General features: G+C 68.8%; 15 protein-coding genes. 7 read left to right on the top strand and 8 right to left on the bottom strand.

All coding sequences use genetic code 11. The features are described from left to right. Positions 1–133 precede the first annotated feature (133 nt). Positions 134–802: a hypothetical protein gene (locus tag DA1_RS19230; protein ID WP_013800212.1), complete on the bottom strand. Its 669-nt coding sequence runs from the start codon at positions 800–802 to the stop codon at positions 134–136. Positions 803–809: 7 nt separating this feature from the next. After that, the gene (gene pyrE / locus DA1_RS19225; protein WP_013800211.1) at positions 810–1,511 is read right to left on the bottom strand and encodes an orotate phosphoribosyltransferase; all 702 of its coding nucleotides are present in this window, start codon (positions 1,509–1,511) and stop codon (positions 810–812) included. Between the two features lie 10 nt (positions 1,512–1,521). Here pyrE and DA1_RS19220 point away from each other — a divergent pair, with 10 nt between their 5' ends. Next, positions 1,522–2,325 (top strand): exodeoxyribonuclease III, encoded by an 804-nt coding sequence (locus tag DA1_RS19220; protein ID WP_034399090.1) that lies wholly within the window; start codon positions 1,522–1,524, stop codon positions 2,323–2,325. Between the two features lie 52 nt (positions 2,326–2,377). On the opposite strand, the gene DA1_RS19215 is transcribed toward DA1_RS19220, so the two are convergent. The 3 genes from DA1_RS19215 to DA1_RS19205 are packed head-to-tail and all read right to left on the bottom strand — an operon-like array spanning position 2,378 to position 5,260. Continuing rightward, complete coding sequence (locus DA1_RS19215; protein ID WP_012202277.1) at positions 2,378–3,802, bottom strand: NAD(P)(+) transhydrogenase (Re/Si-specific) subunit beta; 1,425 nt, start codon at positions 3,800–3,802, stop codon at positions 2,378–2,380. Next, positions 3,799–4,143, bottom strand: a complete 345-nt coding sequence (locus tag DA1_RS19210) for an NAD(P) transhydrogenase subunit alpha part 2 (protein ID WP_034397850.1) — start codon at positions 4,141–4,143, stop codon at positions 3,799–3,801. The genes DA1_RS19215 and DA1_RS19210 overlap by 4 nt, the downstream gene beginning before the upstream one ends. Before the next feature lies 1 nt (position 4,144). Continuing rightward, complete coding sequence (locus DA1_RS19205; protein ID WP_034397849.1) at positions 4,145–5,260, bottom strand: Re/Si-specific NAD(P)(+) transhydrogenase subunit alpha; 1,116 nt, start codon at positions 5,258–5,260, stop codon at positions 4,145–4,147. A 320-nt stretch (positions 5,261–5,580) separates the two neighbouring features. Here DA1_RS19205 and DA1_RS29845 point away from each other — a divergent pair, with 320 nt between their 5' ends. The 3 genes from DA1_RS29845 to DA1_RS19190 all read left to right on the top strand — a co-directional run bounded on the left by DA1_RS29845 (position 5,581) and on the right by DA1_RS19190 (position 8,117). Next, a complete protein-coding gene (locus tag DA1_RS29845) occupies positions 5,581–5,820 on the top strand; it encodes a zinc ribbon domain-containing protein (RefSeq protein ID WP_080737021.1) in 240 nt (79 codons plus the stop codon). 85 nt (positions 5,821–5,905) lie between these two features. Beyond that, the gene (locus DA1_RS19195; RefSeq protein ID WP_012202273.1) at positions 5,906–6,544 is read left to right on the top strand and encodes an MBL fold metallo-hydrolase; all 639 of its coding nucleotides are present in this window, start codon (positions 5,906–5,908) and stop codon (positions 6,542–6,544) included. Positions 6,545–6,659: 115 nt separating this feature from the next. Then, entirely contained in the window at positions 6,660–8,117 is a 1,458-nt protein-coding gene (locus DA1_RS19190) for an aldehyde dehydrogenase family protein (RefSeq protein WP_034397846.1), read from the top strand. A gap of 10 nt (positions 8,118–8,127) precedes the next feature. Here DA1_RS19190 and DA1_RS19185 read toward each other — a convergent pair whose 3' ends face one another. The 3 genes from DA1_RS19185 to DA1_RS19175 all read right to left on the bottom strand — a co-directional run bounded on the left by DA1_RS19185 (position 8,128) and on the right by DA1_RS19175 (position 10,862). Continuing rightward, positions 8,128–9,030, bottom strand: a complete 903-nt coding sequence (locus DA1_RS19185) for a M48 family metallopeptidase (RefSeq protein WP_034399089.1) — start codon at positions 9,028–9,030, stop codon at positions 8,128–8,130. A gap of 60 nt (positions 9,031–9,090) precedes the next feature. Next, positions 9,091–10,062, bottom strand: coding sequence for a DMT family transporter (locus DA1_RS19180; RefSeq protein WP_034397845.1), 972 nt, complete (start codon positions 10,060–10,062; stop codon positions 9,091–9,093). 71 nt (positions 10,063–10,133) lie between these two features. After that, positions 10,134–10,862 carry a helix-turn-helix domain-containing protein gene (locus DA1_RS19175; protein WP_012202269.1) on the bottom strand — a complete coding sequence of 243 codons (729 nt, stop codon included), beginning with the start codon at positions 10,860–10,862 and terminating at the stop codon, positions 10,134–10,136. Positions 10,863–10,948: 86 nt separating this feature from the next. On the opposite strand from DA1_RS19175, the gene DA1_RS19170 reads away from it, so the two are divergent. From DA1_RS19170 to DA1_RS19160, 3 genes are all read left to right on the top strand, one after another. Beyond that, positions 10,949–12,319: an AmpG family muropeptide MFS transporter gene (locus DA1_RS19170; protein ID WP_404825647.1), complete on the top strand. Its 1,371-nt coding sequence runs from the start codon at positions 10,949–10,951 to the stop codon at positions 12,317–12,319. 104 nt (positions 12,320–12,423) lie between these two features. Further along, on the top strand, positions 12,424–13,182 hold the full coding sequence (locus DA1_RS19165; RefSeq protein ID WP_034397841.1) for a response regulator transcription factor: 759 nt from the start codon (positions 12,424–12,426) through the stop codon (positions 13,180–13,182). Positions 13,183–13,190: 8 nt separating this feature from the next. Then, the gene (locus DA1_RS19160; RefSeq protein WP_034397840.1) at positions 13,191–14,417 is read left to right on the top strand and encodes an ATP-binding protein; all 1,227 of its coding nucleotides are present in this window, start codon (positions 13,191–13,193) and stop codon (positions 14,415–14,417) included. Positions 14,418–14,690 lie beyond the last annotated feature (273 nt).

The raw sequence follows: 14,690 nt of genomic DNA, 5'->3' as shown, positions 1-14,690 counted from the left end.
ATCCGTGGCCGGGAATGTAGTGACAGCCTAGACCGCCGCAATGGCAGCGCTTGCAGGACGAATCCGATTCACGCGCACCGGGCGTGCGGCAGGCCGTTCGCGCCAGAGGGGAAAGACAGGGGGCAAGGGCCGTTCAGCGGCCCGTGGGAGCCGCAGCGGCGGCAGCCGCGCTCCACAGCGCACGCAGCGGCACGAGCTCGGCATCGAAGCGCTGGTTGATGCGGCTTTTTTCCTGCTCCTGCTGCTGGATGAAGCGCTGCTGCTCTTCCTGGCTGCTGCGGTTTTCATCGAGCTGGCGGCGCAGGGAGGCGGGGGCCTTGGACGGGTCCTTGCGGTAGAACTCCATCTCGCCATCGATCTTGACGCGCTGGGCCTGCAGCTCCTGTATGCGCTGGCGCGCCAGGTTGGCGACCTGGTCGGTCTGCGACAGGGCCTCGGCGCGTTCGGCGTCGTGCGCGGCCTGGTTGGGATAGCGCGCAATCAGGGCGCGCTCGCGCGAGCGCTCCTCGCGCACACGGCGCTGTTCGGCCTGCTCGCGGCGGCGCTGGGCATCGAGTTCGGCGCGCTCGTTGTCAGTCAGCGTGGGGCCAACGCGGCGCAGCTCCACACCGGAGCTGCCCAGCACACGCTGGTCGCGGTCCACGCATTCGGCAATCGGGCGGTCTGCCGTCAGGCGCCGACCCTTGGCGTCGGTGCATGCATAGATGCCGGCCGGCACGCCGGCATCCAAGGCGCAGGCAGGGCCAGCCGCGGCACCAGCCAGGGCGCACCACAGGAACCGTGCATGCAACGCCTTGTTCATCAAACCCTTATTCCTTGTCGTTGACTCCGTAACGCTGGCGGTAGGCCAGCACGCGCTCATGGTGGCCGCTGCCTTCGCTGCCACCTTGAATCTCAAGATAAAGCAATAAGTCTGCCAGTTTTGCAATGGTGCAGACCTGCATGCCCAGCTGATTGCGCACGTACTGCACGGCGCTGTGGGGCACGTCCTGGCCATTCTCGGTGGCCATTTCCTGGCGGTCCAGCGCGATCGCCACGGCATGCGGCGTGGCGCCTGCGGCGCGGATGATGGCGATGGACTCGCGCGCGGCCGTGCCGGCGCTCATCACGTCGTCCACGATCAGCACGCGGCCCTTGAGGGGCGCGCCGACCAGGGTGCCGCCCTCGCCGTGGTCCTTGGCTTCCTTGCGGTTGTATGCAAAGGGCTTGTTCAGGCCCATGCGGGCCAGCTCCACGGCCACGGTGGCGGCCAGCGGGATGCCCTTGTAGGCGGGGCCGAAGATCATGTCGAACTCGATGCCGCTGGCTGCGATGGCTTTTGCATAGAATTCGGCGAGACGGCCCATCTTGCCGCCGTCATCGAACAGGCCGGCATTGAAGAAGTACGGGCTCATGCGCCCGGCCTTGGTCTTGAACTCGCCGAAACGCAGCACCCCTGCGTCAACGGCGAATTGCACAAATTCCTGCGCCAGACGGCCTGTGTCATCGGCCTGCAGATTACTCACCACCATGGATTCATCCTTGTTCAAATTGACCAGCCTCAACCTCAACGGCATCCGCTCGGCCTCGACCAAGGGCGTCGAAGCCTGGATCGAGGCCACTGCGCCGGATTGTATTTGCGTGCAGGAAATCAAGGCCCAGGCCGCCGACATGACCGGACGCTTCGAGCTGCTGGCCGGCCTGCGCGGCCACTTCCACTACGCCGAGAAGAAAGGCTACTCGGGCGTGGGCGTCTACAGCCGCCACGAGCCCAGCGACGTCGTGGTCGGCTTCGGCTCGCACGAGTTCGACGCCGAGGGCCGCTACGTGGAGGCGCGCTTCGACACGCCCGCGCGCAAGCTATCCATCATCAGCGCCTACTTTCCCAGCGGCAGCTCGGGCGAACTGCGCCAGACGGCCAAGTTCCGCTTCCTCGCCGAAATGCACGATCACCTGATGCGCATGAAGGGCGAGCGCGAGTTCATCCTGTGCGGCGACATCAACATCGCCCACCAGCAGATCGACCTCAAGAACTGGCGCAGCAACCAGAAAAACAGCGGTTTCACGCCCGAAGAGCGCGAGTGGATGACAAAGTTGTTACACAAAACTGATCCCACGGGCGGTCTTGTGGACGTTTATCGCCTGCTCCAGCCCGACACCACGGACACCTGCTACACATGGTGGAGCAACCGCGGCCAGGCCTATGCCAACAACGTGGGATGGCGCCTGGACTACCACCTGGCCACCCCGGCCACCGCCGCACTGGCGCGCACCGAGCACATTTACAAGGATGTGAAGTTCTCGGACCATGCGCCGGTCACCATCGGCTATGACATGAAGGTGTGAGCGCAAGGAGCGGCTCGCGCCGCCCCTTGTCCCTTGTGCTCCACGCAGCACCTCACTCCAGCGCCTTGCCCATGTCCTCCACCACCTTCTTGGCGTCGCCGAAGACCATCATGGTCTTGTCCATGTAGAACAGCTCGTTGTCCAGGCCCGCATAGCCGGCCGCCATGGAGCGCTTGTTGACGATCACCGTCTTGGCCTTGTAGGCCTCCAGGATGGGCATGCCGTAGATGGGGCTGCCCTTGACGTGTGCGGCGGGGTTCACCACGTCGTTGGCGCCCAGGATGATGGCCACGTCGGCCTGGCCGAACTCGCTGTTGATGTCCTCCATCTCGAAGACCTGGTCGTAGGGGACCTCGGCCTCGGCCAGCAGCACGTTCATGTGGCCGGGCATGCGGCCGGCCACCGGGTGGATGGCGTACTTCACCGTCACGCCGCGCTCGGTGAGCTTGTCGGCCAGCTCCTTGACCGCGTGCTGGGCACGCGCCACGGCCAGGCCGTAGCCGGGCACGATGACCACGGTCTCGGCATTGCCCAGGACGAAGGCCGCATCGTCGGCGCTGCCGCTTTTCACGTTGCGCTGCTGCTGGGAGCCTGCCGCCGCGCTAGTGGCCTCGCCGCCGAAGCCGCCCAGGATCACGCTGAAGAACGAGCGGTTCATGGCCTTGCACATGATGTAGCTCAGGATGGCGCCCGAGCTGCCCACCAGCGAACCCGCAATGATCAGCATGCTGTTGTTCAGCGAGAAGCCGATGCCCGCCGCCGCCCAGCCCGAGTAGCTGTTGAGCATGGACACGACCACCGGCATGTCCGCGCCGCCGATGGGAATGATCAGCAGCACGCCCAGCAGCAGGCCCAGGGCGATGACCAGCACGATGTCCATCCAGCTTTGGCTGTGCCAGAAGCCGAAGACGAAGAAGGCTGCTGCCAGCCCCAGCACGGCGTTGAGCGCATGCTGGCCCTTGAACTGCACGGGCGCGCCCTGGAACAGGCGGAACTTGTACTTGCCGCTGAGCTTGCCGAAGGCGATCACCGAGCCCGTGAAGGTCACGGCGCCGATGAAGGCGCCCAGCGCCAACTCCACGCGGTTGCCGCCCGGGATGGCGCCACCCTTGGCCGTGATGGCAAAGGCCCAGGGCTCGGCCACGGCGGCCACGGCGATGAACACCGCCGCCAGGCCGATCATGCTGTGCATGAAGGCCACCAGCTCGGGCATCTTGGTCATCTCCACGCGCTGGGCCATGACCGCACCGGCCGTGCCGCCGACCAGCAGGCCCAGCAGCACCCAGCCCAGCCCCAATGCATTGCCGCCGGCCAGCTGCACGATGAGCGCCGCCGTGGTCAGCACGGCGATCACCATGCCGGCCATGCCGAACAGGTTGCCGCGTATGGAGGTGGTGGGATGCGACAGCCCCTTGAGCGCCTGGATGAAGCAGACGCTGGCCACCAGGTAGAGCAATGTGACGAGGTTCATGCTCATGACTGGCCCTCCGCCTTGGCGTCCTTGCTGTCCTTGGCCGGAGCGCTCTTGCGCTCTTTCTTGCGAAACATCTCCAGCATGCGCCGCGTGACCAGGAAGCCGCCGAACACGTTGACCGCAGCCAGCGCCACGGCCAGCACGCCCATGGTCTTGCCCAGGCCCGTTTCCGTGAGCGCCGCCGCCAGCATGGCGCCGACGATGACGATGGCCGAGATGGCATTGGTCACCGCCATCAGCGGCGTGTGCAGCGCGGGCGTGACGGTCCAGACCACGTGGTAGCCCACGTAGATGGCCAGCACGAAGATGATGAGATGGATGATGGTGGGGGATACGGCTTCCATGTCATTTCCTCCGCAGCTGGCCTTCATGGGCCATCAGGCACGCGGCCACGATGTCGTCCTCCATGTCCACATGCAGGGCGCCATCCTTGTTGATGATGAGCTTGAGAAAATCGAGCACATTGCGTGCATACAGGGCCGAGGCATCGGCCGCCACCATGGCGGGCAGGTTGGTCAGTCCCACGATGGTCACGCCATGCGTGACCACGGTCATGCCGGTCTGGGTCAGCGGGCAGTTGCCACCGCGTTCGGCCGCCAGGTCCACGATGACGGCGCCGGGCTTCATGGCCTGCACCATCTCGGCCGTGACCAGCACGGGAGCGGGCCGGCCCGGGATCAGCGCCGTGGTGATGACCACGTCGGCCTGGGCCACGCGCTTGGCCACCTCGGCCTTCTGGCGGTCCAGCCAGCTTTGCGGCATGGGGCGCGCGTAGCCGCCCACGCCTTCGGCGGCCTCCTTCTCCTCGGCGGTCTCGTAGGGCACGTCGATGAACTTGCCGCCCAGGGATTCGACCTGCTCACGCACGCTGGGCCGCACATCGCTGGCCTCGATCACGGCGCCCAGGCGCTTGGCCGTGGCAATGGCCTGCAGGCCGGCCACACCCACGCCCAGCACCACGACGCGCGCGGCCTTCACCGTGCCGGCCGCCGTCATCAGCATGGGAAAGAAGCGCTGGTACTGGTTGGCCGCGATCATCACGGCCTTGTAGCCGGCGATATTGGCCTGGCTGGACAGCACGTCCATGCTCTGCGCACGCGTGGTGCGCGGAGCCGCCTCCAGCGCATAGGCCGTGATGCCCGCATCGGCCAGGCGCTGCAGGCCTGCGGGCTGGAACGGGTCCAGCATGCCGACCAGCGTTGCACCCTTGCGGATGCCGGGCAACTCGTCCTCCGAAGGGATACGGACCTTGAGCACCAGGTCGGCGCCCAGGGCGCCTGCCACATCGACGATCTCCGCGCCCGCCGCCTCGTACAAGGCATCGGGCACGCTGGCCGCCACTCCCGCCCCCGCCTGCACGCGCAGCACATGGCCTTGCGCACGCAGCTTCTTGACGGTCTCGGGGGTCGCAGCCACCCGGGTTTCTCCTGCCATGGTCTCGGCAGGCACGCCAATCAACATACCGGTTCTCCCTCGCGTGATGCCGGTACCCGCCCTACATTGCGCAGGTGGCGGCCCGGCCCATCCTCGAAAAAATCCTTGCGTGCCTGCATCGGGGGCAGGCTGGCTCGGCGGCACGGCTAGCTTGTAACACGGCGGCGTTGCCGCAGCCACGGGGTCTGCCCGCGAGGCTGTCTCCTGTCCGTCACAGGACCTGGATTGCCACGAGATGACAGCCACATTAAATGATCGCCATCCACGGCCCGGCGGACCGCTGCCGTGTCCCAATGCGCCTTTGAACGACTGCAGCGGCGCATCCGCGCAGTGCGAAGGAATACACCATGGGACTCTTGCAAAGACTGTTCGGAAATCATTCGCGCGGCGGCCACCACAGCGGCAGCGCATACCGTGCCGCAGCCGTGGCGGCGGTCTGCCCCGGCTGCCATGCATCGATCGCCGCCAGCTCGCGCTTTTGCCCGCAGTGTGGCGGCGCGGTGCTGCCGCAGGCCTGCAGGAACTGCAACGCCAGCCATCCGGCCGGCGCGCGGTTCTGCGGGCAATGCGGCCAGCCGACCACCTGACGGCGCAAGCGGGGCGGCCCTGCGCTGCCATCAGGGGAAGGAGCGGGAATAATGGGCGCTTTCGCCAGAAGCACCCACGCCGCCCATGCTCCAGTACCACACCATCCCCGTCACCGCCTTCCAGCAGAACTGCTCGCTGGTCTGGTGCGACCAGACCATGGAAGCCGCCGTCATCGACCCGGGCGGCGACCTGGAGCAGATCGGCTGGGAGATTGAGCGCCTGGGCCTGGCGCTCAAGGCCATCTGGCTCACGCACGCCCACATAGACCACGCGGGCGGCACGCGCGAGCTGGCCGATGCACAGCAGCTGCCCATCATCGGCCCCCATCCCGGAGACCAGTTCTGGATCGATGCGCTGCCCCAGCAGGGCGCCATGTTCGGCTTCCCGCATTCGGACCCCTTCACGCCCACGCGCTGGCTGCACGATGGCGACACGGTGAGCATCGGCCAGGAGACGCTGCAGGTGCGCCACTGCCCCGGCCACACGCCCGGCCACGTGGTGTTCCATGCGCCGCAGATCGACCGCGCCTTCGTGGGCGACGTGCTGTTCGCGGGCAGCATCGGCCGCACCGACTTCCCCCAGGGCAACCACCAGCAGCTGATCGACAGCATCGTCCAGCGCCTGTGGCCCATGGGCGACCAGACCGTGTTCATCCCGGGCCACGGCCCCGAAAGCAGCTTCGGCCGCGAGCGCAAGAGCAACCCCTACGTGGGCGGGACCTGAGCCGTACAGGAGTCCCCTACAGGACTCCGCGCGCCTGCGCCCATCGTGCATCATGCCCGGCACAGCCGGCGGCGCCCCCGGACCGCCTCCCATTCCAACTAACGGAGACAGCTTCATGAGCACGCAAGAGCACCTGCAGTTCTATATCGACGGCCAATGGGTTCCCCCGGTCGTGCCGCGCACGCTGGATGTGATCAATCCGTCCACCGAGGAGGTGGCGGCCCGCATCAGCATGGGCTCGGCCGCCGATGTCGATGCAGCCGTGGCCGCCGCACGCCGCGCGTTCGACGGCTTCTCGCAGACCACGCGCGACGAGCGGCTGGCCCTGCTGGACAAGGTGCTGGCGGTCTACATGCGCCGCATCGACGAGGTGGCGCAGACCATCTCGCTGGAGATGGGCGCGCCGCTGTGGCTGTCGCGCGCGGCCCAGGCCACGGTGGGCGCGGGGCACCTGAAGCAGACCCTGCAGGTGCTCAAGGAATTCGAGTTCGAGAGCGTGCGCGGCACCACCGGCATCGTGCATGAGCCCGTGGGCGTGGTGGGCATGATCACGCCCTGGAACTGGCCCATCAACCAGATCATGTGCAAGGTGGCACCGGCCCTGGCGGCGGGCTGCACCATGGTGCTCAAGCCCTCGGAGATCGCGCCGCTCAATGCCATCCTGGTGGCCGAGATCCTGCACGAAGCGGGCGTGCCCGCCGGCGTGTTCAACCTGGTCAACGGCGACGGCCCCTCGGTGGGCGAGGCCATGTCCGTGCACCCCGGCATCGACATGATGACCTTCACGGGCTCCACGCGCGCGGGCATTGCCGTGGCCAAGGCCTCGGCCGATACCGTCAAGCGCGTGACGCAGGAGCTGGGCGGCAAGTCGGCCAACATCGTGCTGGACGACGCCGACATCGAAAAGGCCGTGACCCAGGGCGTGAACGCCTGCTTCACCAATTCGGGCCAGAGCTGCAACGCACCCACGCGCATGTTTGTGCCGCGCGCCCTGCATGCGCGCGCCGTGGCCGCGGCCAAGGCCGCTGCCGAGGGCATGAAGGTGGGCGATGCACTGGCCGACACGGGCGCCATGCACATGGGCCCCGTGGTCAGCGAGGCGCAGTTCCGCAAGATCCAGGGCCTGATCGAGGCCGGCATCGCCGAAGGCGCCACCCTGGTGGCCGGTGGCACGGGCCGCCCCGAGGGCCTTGCGCGCGGCTACTTCGTGCGGCCCACGGTATTCGCCGACGTGCGCAACGACATGACCATTGCGCGCGAGGAGATCTTCGGCCCCGTGCTGGTCATCCTGCCCTACGACACGGAGGAGGAGGCCATCGCCCAGGCCAACGACACGCCCTACGGACTGTCGGGCTATGTGCAGTCAGGCAGCCTGGAGCGCGCACGCCGTGTGGCATCGCGCCTGCGCACCGGCATGGTCCATCTCAACGGTGCAGGACCGGACTTCGGCGCGCCGTTCGGCGGCTACAAGCAGTCAGGAACGGGCCGGGAATGGGGCGAGCACGGCTTCAAGGAGTACCTTGAAGTCAAGGCCGTCATGGGCTACCAACCAAAGCAAAAAGCCGCCGCCTGAAGGCGGCTGCCTACCCGCGCCGTGCGGCCTCGTAGAGGCCTTCCACGCGCGGGATGTTGCGCTCCAGCTCGCGGATGCGCTCGGGGCCTGCGGGGTGGGTGGACAGGAATTCCAGACCACCACGGTCGCCCGTGGCCTGGCCCATCTTGCGCCACAGCGAGACCGAGGCCTGGGGGTTGTAGCCGGCGCGCGCGGCCAGCTCCAGGCCCACGAGGTCGGCCTCGCTCTCATCGCCCCGGCTGAATTTCAGCGACAGCAACTGGCCGCCCAGGCGGGCCGCCGCATTGCCCAGGTCGCCCAGACCCAGCAATTGGGCGCCCAGCGAGATGCCGATGCTGGTGGCCTGGTTCTTGGCCAACTGCTCGCGCGAGTGCTCGCGCAGCGCATGGGCCATTTCGTGGCCCATGATCATGGCGATCTCGTCGTCGGTGAGCTGCAGCTGGTCGATGATGCCGGTGTAGAAGGCGATCTTGCCGCCCGGCATGCAAAAGGCGTTGATCTCCTTGCTGCCGATCAGATTCACCTCCCAGCGCCAGGCATTGGCGCGCGGGTTCCATTGGGCGGTGTACGGAATCAGCCGCCGGGCAATGGCGCGCAGCCGCTGAAGCTGCGGGTTGCTGTCGCCAGCCAGTGCGCCCTGGGCGCGGGCCTTGGCCAGCAGTTGCTGGTACTGGTCGGTGGCGGCGCCTTCCAGCGTCTCGGCCGGCACCAGCTTGCGCAGGCCCGAGGCACCGCCCACCTGCACCTGTGCCGCCACCGGCGCCGTGGCCAGCCCCATGGCCGCCGCGCTGCCGGCCAGCAGAAAACCGCGACGCGCGCGCCAGGGCGCGCAGGCACAGCCCCAGGCGGACGGGGCACAGGATTCGGAGAAGAGATGGGATGGCTGCTGCATGCCGCCAAGTCTAGCGGCCACGCATGCCTGAAACATGCGGAGAACAGCGCATCGTGAAGAGCGGCGCCGGCCTACAAAGAGTTACGCCATCTGCGCGGCCATCACGGCCCGCTGCGCCCGCATCTCGGCGCCGATCACCAGCATCAGCCCCGCCAGCACGGCCAGCAGCCCCAGCCACGATTGCAGCGGCTGCCGCTCGCCCACGACCCACACCGCCAGCACGAAGGCCGCCACGGGCTCGATCAGGCTCAGCGTCACGCCCGTGGGGCCCGAGATGCTGCGCAGCCCGATGGAAAACAGCATGTGCGCCAGGCCCGACACCACCACGCCCAGGTAGACCACCACCAGCACGGCCGCCAGGCTCCACTGCGGCAGGCCGCTTTGCACCAGCGCAATCGGCACCGCCATGCAGGCCGCCCCGGTGAAGACATAGAAATTCACCACGCGCGGCGACATGTGGGTGACCAGGCGCTTGTTGATCAGCGCATAGCCCGCGTACGACAGCCCCGCCAGCAGGCACAGGGCCAGGCCGCTCCAGGACAGCGTGGCACCGCCCCGGGCCATCACCATGGCCGCACCTCCCGCCACGCTCACCAGCGTGCCGGCCCACCACAGGACAGACAGGGGCGCGCGCAGCACCAGCGCCTGCATCAGCCCGGCCCAGATGGGGCCGCTGCCAATGGCCACGGCCGTGCCCACGGCCACGCCCGTGAGCGTCACGCCCTCGTAGAAGAAGATGCTGTAGCCGCCGATTCCCATGGATGCCAGCACGAACCAGGCCGGGCGCAGTCCCAGGTGCATCGGGTTGGGCAGCAGCGGCTGGACGGGTGCCCCGCCCTGCCCGGCCCGCCCGCGCAGCCTCCAATGGGAAACCGCCAGCAGCGCCCCCAGAAACAGGCTGGAAACCGCCAGCTGCGCGGCGCCCACCCAGAACGGCGAGAGCCCGCCCGCGCCCAGGCTTTGCGCCGTGCCCGTCGTGCCCCAGAGCACGGCGGCCACCGAAACGAAGGCGATGCCGACGGCGGAGGAAGAAGCGGAAGAATTGCGAACCATGGCGCCATGTTGCGCCGGGCGCGGCCGGGCATTTGTCGAGAAACGCTCGTAGTCCGGAGACTGTGAACGGGCTAGCCGCGCAGCTGCCGCGCCGTCACGCCCCGGTCGCGCCGCAGCGCATAGGCCAGGGCGCTGGCCGAGGCATAGCCGCAGCGCAGCGCCGTGGCCTCCAGGGGCAGGCCCCGCGCCAGCCCGCGCTCGGCCGCATCCAGGCGCAGGCCACGCAGCCAGGCCTGGGGCGGCTGGCCCGCCAGCTCCACAAAGCGCGCGTGAAAGCGCTGGGCGCTCATGTGGCACAGGGCGGCCAGCCGGGCCGTGGGCCAGTCCTCGTGCAGCGCGGCCTGCACCTGCGCGGCCAGCCCTTGCAAGTCCAGCCCCCGGCGCGCCAGCAGGCCGGGCGCCTGCAGCACCTGGGCCAGCTGCTCTGTGGCCGGGCCTTCCGACTCCCGGCCGCGCAGGGCCGGTGGCACGGAAAAGCGCCGCATCCGGTCCAGCCCCGGGCCGCTGGGCGCATCGATGACGAACACGCGCGAGCGCGGCGCCGCAAGGTAGCCGTGGTCCACGCCGGCGGGGATGAGCATGCCGCTGACGGCGTCCACAAAGGCGCTGCGCCCGCCCACTTCCAGCTCCATGCGGCCCTGCAGGGCATAGAGGATCTGCGCATGGCCGTGGGCATGGGCCTGGTGCTCGCCGCTGTAGCTGCGCACCGAGCTGTGCGGCGCGAAGGCGGTATCGGTGGCATCGGCCGCGCCGTCTTGCGCGGCGGCATCGCTGTGGAGGGAAGAGAGGGTGTAGGCCATGGCGGCATCCTGTGCCCGCGATGGTAGCGCGCGCCAGTCCGCGCCACCATGGGCCCGATAATGGCCGCAGCCTGCCGCAGCACAACATGACCGAGCCGTCCACCACCCCCTCCTCCGCCCCCTCCACCGCCGCCGAAACGCCCCGCCGCAGTTGGGGCCAGACCCTGCGCGTCTATGCCGAGCCGGCCAGTCTGCGCATGCTGGCCCTGGGTTTTTCGGCAGGCCTGCCGCTGCTGCTGGTGCTGGGCACGCTGTCGTTCTGGCTGCGCGAGGCCGGCGTGGACCGCACCACCATCGGCTACCTGAGCTGGGTGGGCCTGGCCTATGCCTTCAAGTGGGTCTGGTCGCCGCTGGTGGACCGCATGCCGCTGCCGCTGCTCACGCGCTGGCTGGGGCGGCGGCGCGGCTGGCTGCTGTTCGCGCAGATGCTCATCGTCGCCGGGCTGTGCGGCATGGCGTTCAATGATCCGCGCGTCTCGCTCACGCCGCTGGTGTGGTGCGCGCTGGCCGTGGCCTTCGGCTCGGCCACGCAGGACATTGCGCTGGACGCCTACCGCATCGAATCGGCCGACACCGAGCGCCAGGCCGCGCTGGCCGCCACCTACCAGACCGGCTACCGGCTGGCCATGATCTGGGCCGGCGCCGGCGTGCTGTGGCTGGCCGCCCGCGCCGAGGTGGCGGGCACGGCGGGCTACCAGAGCGGTGCCTGGCAGGTGGCCTACCTGGCCATGGCCGCCTCCATGGCCGTGGGCATGCTGACCGTGCTGCTCTCGCCGGAACCGGTGCCACGCCCGCTGGCGCCTGCCCGCAACGCGGCCGAGTGGCTGCACAGCGCGCTGGTCGAGCCCTTCGCCGACTTCCTGGGCCGCTACCGCTGGCAGGCGCTGCTGGTGCTGGGCCTGATCGCCATCTACCGCATCAGCGACGTGGTCATGGGCATCATGGCCAACCCCTTCTACGTGGACATGGGCTTCACCAAGGACGAGGTGGCCGCCGTGACCAAGGTGTACGGCGTGATCATGACGCTGGCGGGCGCCTTCCTGGGCGGGGCGCTGGCCATGCGCTGGGGCGTGATGCGCGTGCTGATGCTGGGCGCCGCGCTGTCGGCCGCCACCAACCTGCTGTTCGCCTGGCTGGCCACGCGCGGCCATGACGTGAATGCGCTGGTCTGGGTGGTGAGCGCGGACAACCTGGCCGGCGGCATCGCCTCGGCGGCCTTCATCGCCTACCTGTCGGGGCTGACCAATGTGCAGTACTCGGCCACGCAGTACGCGCTGTTCAGCTCCATGATGCTGCTGGCGCCCAAGTGGCTGGCCGGCTTCTCGGGCGCCTTTGTCGATGCGCATGGCTACGTGAGCTTCTTCCAGGCCACGGCCCTGCTGGGCCTGCCCGTGCTGGTGCTGATCGCGCTGGCCTCGCGCGTGCATGCGGTGCGGCCCGCGCAACGCGGCAGTTGAGCGGCTGGCCGCAGGCTGCGCTGTTTTACCGAACTTTACGCAAGCGACAAGCACGGCTGACGGGGCGCTGCGAGCATCGTCGCAATACGACGCCAGGCCCCAGCATGAATACACTGCCCTCCATGAGTACGCACCATCTTCTGATGATCGAAGACGACACCCGCCTCGCGCAGATGGTGGGTGACTACCTGGGCAACAACGGCCTGCAGGTCACGCACATGGGCGATGCCCGCAGCGGCCTGGAGCAGCTGCAGCCCGCCGACGGCGTGGCCGGCGCCGACCTGCCCGACCTTGTCATCCTCGACCTCATGCTGCCCGACATGGACGGCCTGGAGGTCTGCCGGCGCATCCGCGCCCTGCCCGGCCCCGCAGCCCAGGTGCCGGTGCTGATGCTCACGGCCAAGGGCGACCCCATGGACCGCATCATCGGCCTGGAGATCGGCGCCGACGACTACCTGCCCAAGCCCTTCGAGCCGCGCGAGCTGCTGGCGCGCATCCGCGCCATCCTGCGCCGGCGCGGCGGCGGCGAGGGCACGGCCGCCGGCCAGCCGACCACGGCACTGCGCTTCGGCAGCCTGGAGATCGACCGCGACGCGCGCAGCGTCACCGTGGCGGGCCAGCCCTGCGAGCTGACCTCCTACCAGTTCGATCTGCTGGTCACGCTGGCCGAGCGCGCGGGCCGCGTGCTCACGCGCGACCAGATCATGGAGGCCGTGCGCGGCCGCGAGCTGGAGGCCTTCGACCGCTCCATCGACGTGCACATGGGCCGCATCCGCGCCGCTATCGAGGCCGACCCCAAGGCGCCCAAGCGCATCCTCACGGTGCGCGGCGTGGGCTACGTCTTCGCCAAACAACAAGACTAGCCAAGCGAATGAAGCTGCTGTCCCTCTTCTCCCAGCGCCTGTACCTGCGCATCTGGCTGGCCGTGGTGGGCGGCGTGGCCGTGCTCACGCTGACGGTGGCATGGGCCTGGCAGATCGCGGCCGAGCAGAACGCGCAGAACGTGCAAAGCGCCAGCTCGCCGCCCTCGCGCGACGTGGCCATGCGCGACGGCCAGGGCAACGTGATCGCCCAGGGCCGTGCGCGGCGCGTGCCCGGCCCGCCTGAGGAGGGGCTGCGCTTCGAGATCGAAGGCACGGACGGCCAGACCTACATGCTGCACATGGCGCCGCGCCCGCCGCGCGGTGACCGCCCGCCGCACGACGGCGCAGCCGCCTTCTGGCTGCGCCCGCCCTTCGGCTTTCTGTGGCTGCTGGGCCTGGTGGGCGTGGCCGTGGCCGTGGGCGTGTTCCCCATCATCCGCCGCCTGCTCAAGCGGCTGGAGAATCTGCAGCGCGGCGTCAAGCGCTTTGGCGAGGGCGACCTGTCGGTGCGCGTGCCCGAGCACGGCAGCGACGAGGTGGCCGACCTGGCCCACCAGTTCAACGCCGCCGCCGCGCGCATCGAGACCCTGGTGACCTCGCACAAATCGCTGCTGGCCAATGCCTCGCACGAGCTGCGCTCGCCGCTGACGCGCATCCGCATGGGCCTGGAATTCATGGGCGACGACCCCGCCAGCGCCCGCGCGCGCGCCGAGATCCAGCGCAACATCAGCGAGCTGGACCAACTGGTGGACGAGATCCTGCTGGCCAGCCGGCTGGAGACCTATGAAGGCGACGTGGGCACGATCGAGCCCGTGGACCTGATCGGCCTGGCCGCCGAGGAATGCGCGCGCGTGGATGCCGACCTGGACCTGCAGTCCACCGACGCGCTGGAAGTGCCCGGCATCTCCAAGCTGCTGCGCCGCGCCGTGCGCAACCTGCTGGAGAACGCGCGCCGCTACAGCCAGGGCGCCATCACGCTGGAGCTGGCGCGCCAGGACGCCATGGCCGAGATCCGCGTCTGCGACCATGGTCCCGGCGTGGCCCCGGCCCACCGCGAGCGCATCTTCGAGAAGTTCTTTCGCCTGCCCGGCGCCAGCGAGCGCTCGGGCGGCGTGGGCCTGGGCCTGGCCCTGGTGCGCTCCATCGCCCAGCGCCACGGCGGCAGCGTGCACTGCGAGGGCCGCGCCGACGGCCAGCCGGGCGCCTGCTTCGTGCTGCGGCTGCCGCTGGCCTAAATTCGGCTGGACCGGCAAAACGGCTGAACCTATCCGCCGGCCATCGGCTGCGTGGATTCCGTTCCAAGAAGCCCGCGAGGACTCACATGGTCTCCATGCCTGCCTTCCTCTTGCAGGGCCCGGGGCATGCCGCGTTCCAGCATTCCCCCATAGGGAAGAGAAGACATTGATGCCTACAGCTCCATTGACGTGCCTTGCAACAGGAACTCCAGCAGGCAACTCACTTCTGGCATTTCCCATGCATTGGATGTTTTCATATTTGCAGCAGAAATA

Origin of the sequence: Delftia acidovorans NBRC 14950, assembly GCF_001598795.1 — a bacterium.
Lineage (GTDB): Bacteria > Pseudomonadota > Gammaproteobacteria > Burkholderiales > Burkholderiaceae_C > Comamonas > Comamonas acidovorans.
This window is presented reverse-complemented; position numbering and strand designations above follow the sequence as displayed.

Coding starts and splice junctions, on each gene's coding strand:
- DA1_RS19230 (WP_013800212.1), bottom strand. CDS start 802: ATGAACAAGGCGTTGCATGCACGGTTCCTGTGGTGCGCCCTGGCTGGT.
- pyrE (WP_013800211.1), bottom strand. CDS start 1,511: ATGGTGGTGAGTAATCTGCAGGCCGATGACACAGGCCGTCTGGCGCAG.
- DA1_RS19215 (WP_012202277.1), bottom strand. CDS start 3,802: ATGAGCATGAACCTCGTCACATTGCTCTACCTGGTGGCCAGCGTCTGC.
- DA1_RS19210 (WP_034397850.1), bottom strand. CDS start 4,143: ATGGAAGCCGTATCCCCCACCATCATCCATCTCATCATCTTCGTGCTG.
- DA1_RS19205 (WP_034397849.1), bottom strand. CDS start 5,260: ATGTTGATTGGCGTGCCTGCCGAGACCATGGCAGGAGAAACCCGGGTG.
- DA1_RS29845 (WP_080737021.1), top strand. CDS start 5,581: ATGGGACTCTTGCAAAGACTGTTCGGAAATCATTCGCGCGGCGGCCAC.
- DA1_RS19195 (WP_012202273.1), top strand. CDS start 5,906: ATGCTCCAGTACCACACCATCCCCGTCACCGCCTTCCAGCAGAACTGC.
- DA1_RS19190 (WP_034397846.1), top strand. CDS start 6,660: ATGAGCACGCAAGAGCACCTGCAGTTCTATATCGACGGCCAATGGGTT.
- DA1_RS19180 (WP_034397845.1), bottom strand. CDS start 10,062: ATGGTTCGCAATTCTTCCGCTTCTTCCTCCGCCGTCGGCATCGCCTTC.
- DA1_RS19175 (WP_012202269.1), bottom strand. CDS start 10,862: ATGGCCTACACCCTCTCTTCCCTCCACAGCGATGCCGCCGCGCAAGAC.
- DA1_RS19170 (WP_404825647.1), top strand. CDS start 10,949: ATGACCGAGCCGTCCACCACCCCCTCCTCCGCCCCCTCCACCGCCGCC.
- DA1_RS19165 (WP_034397841.1), top strand. CDS start 12,424: ATGAATACACTGCCCTCCATGAGTACGCACCATCTTCTGATGATCGAA.
- DA1_RS19160 (WP_034397840.1), top strand. CDS start 13,191: ATGAAGCTGCTGTCCCTCTTCTCCCAGCGCCTGTACCTGCGCATCTGG.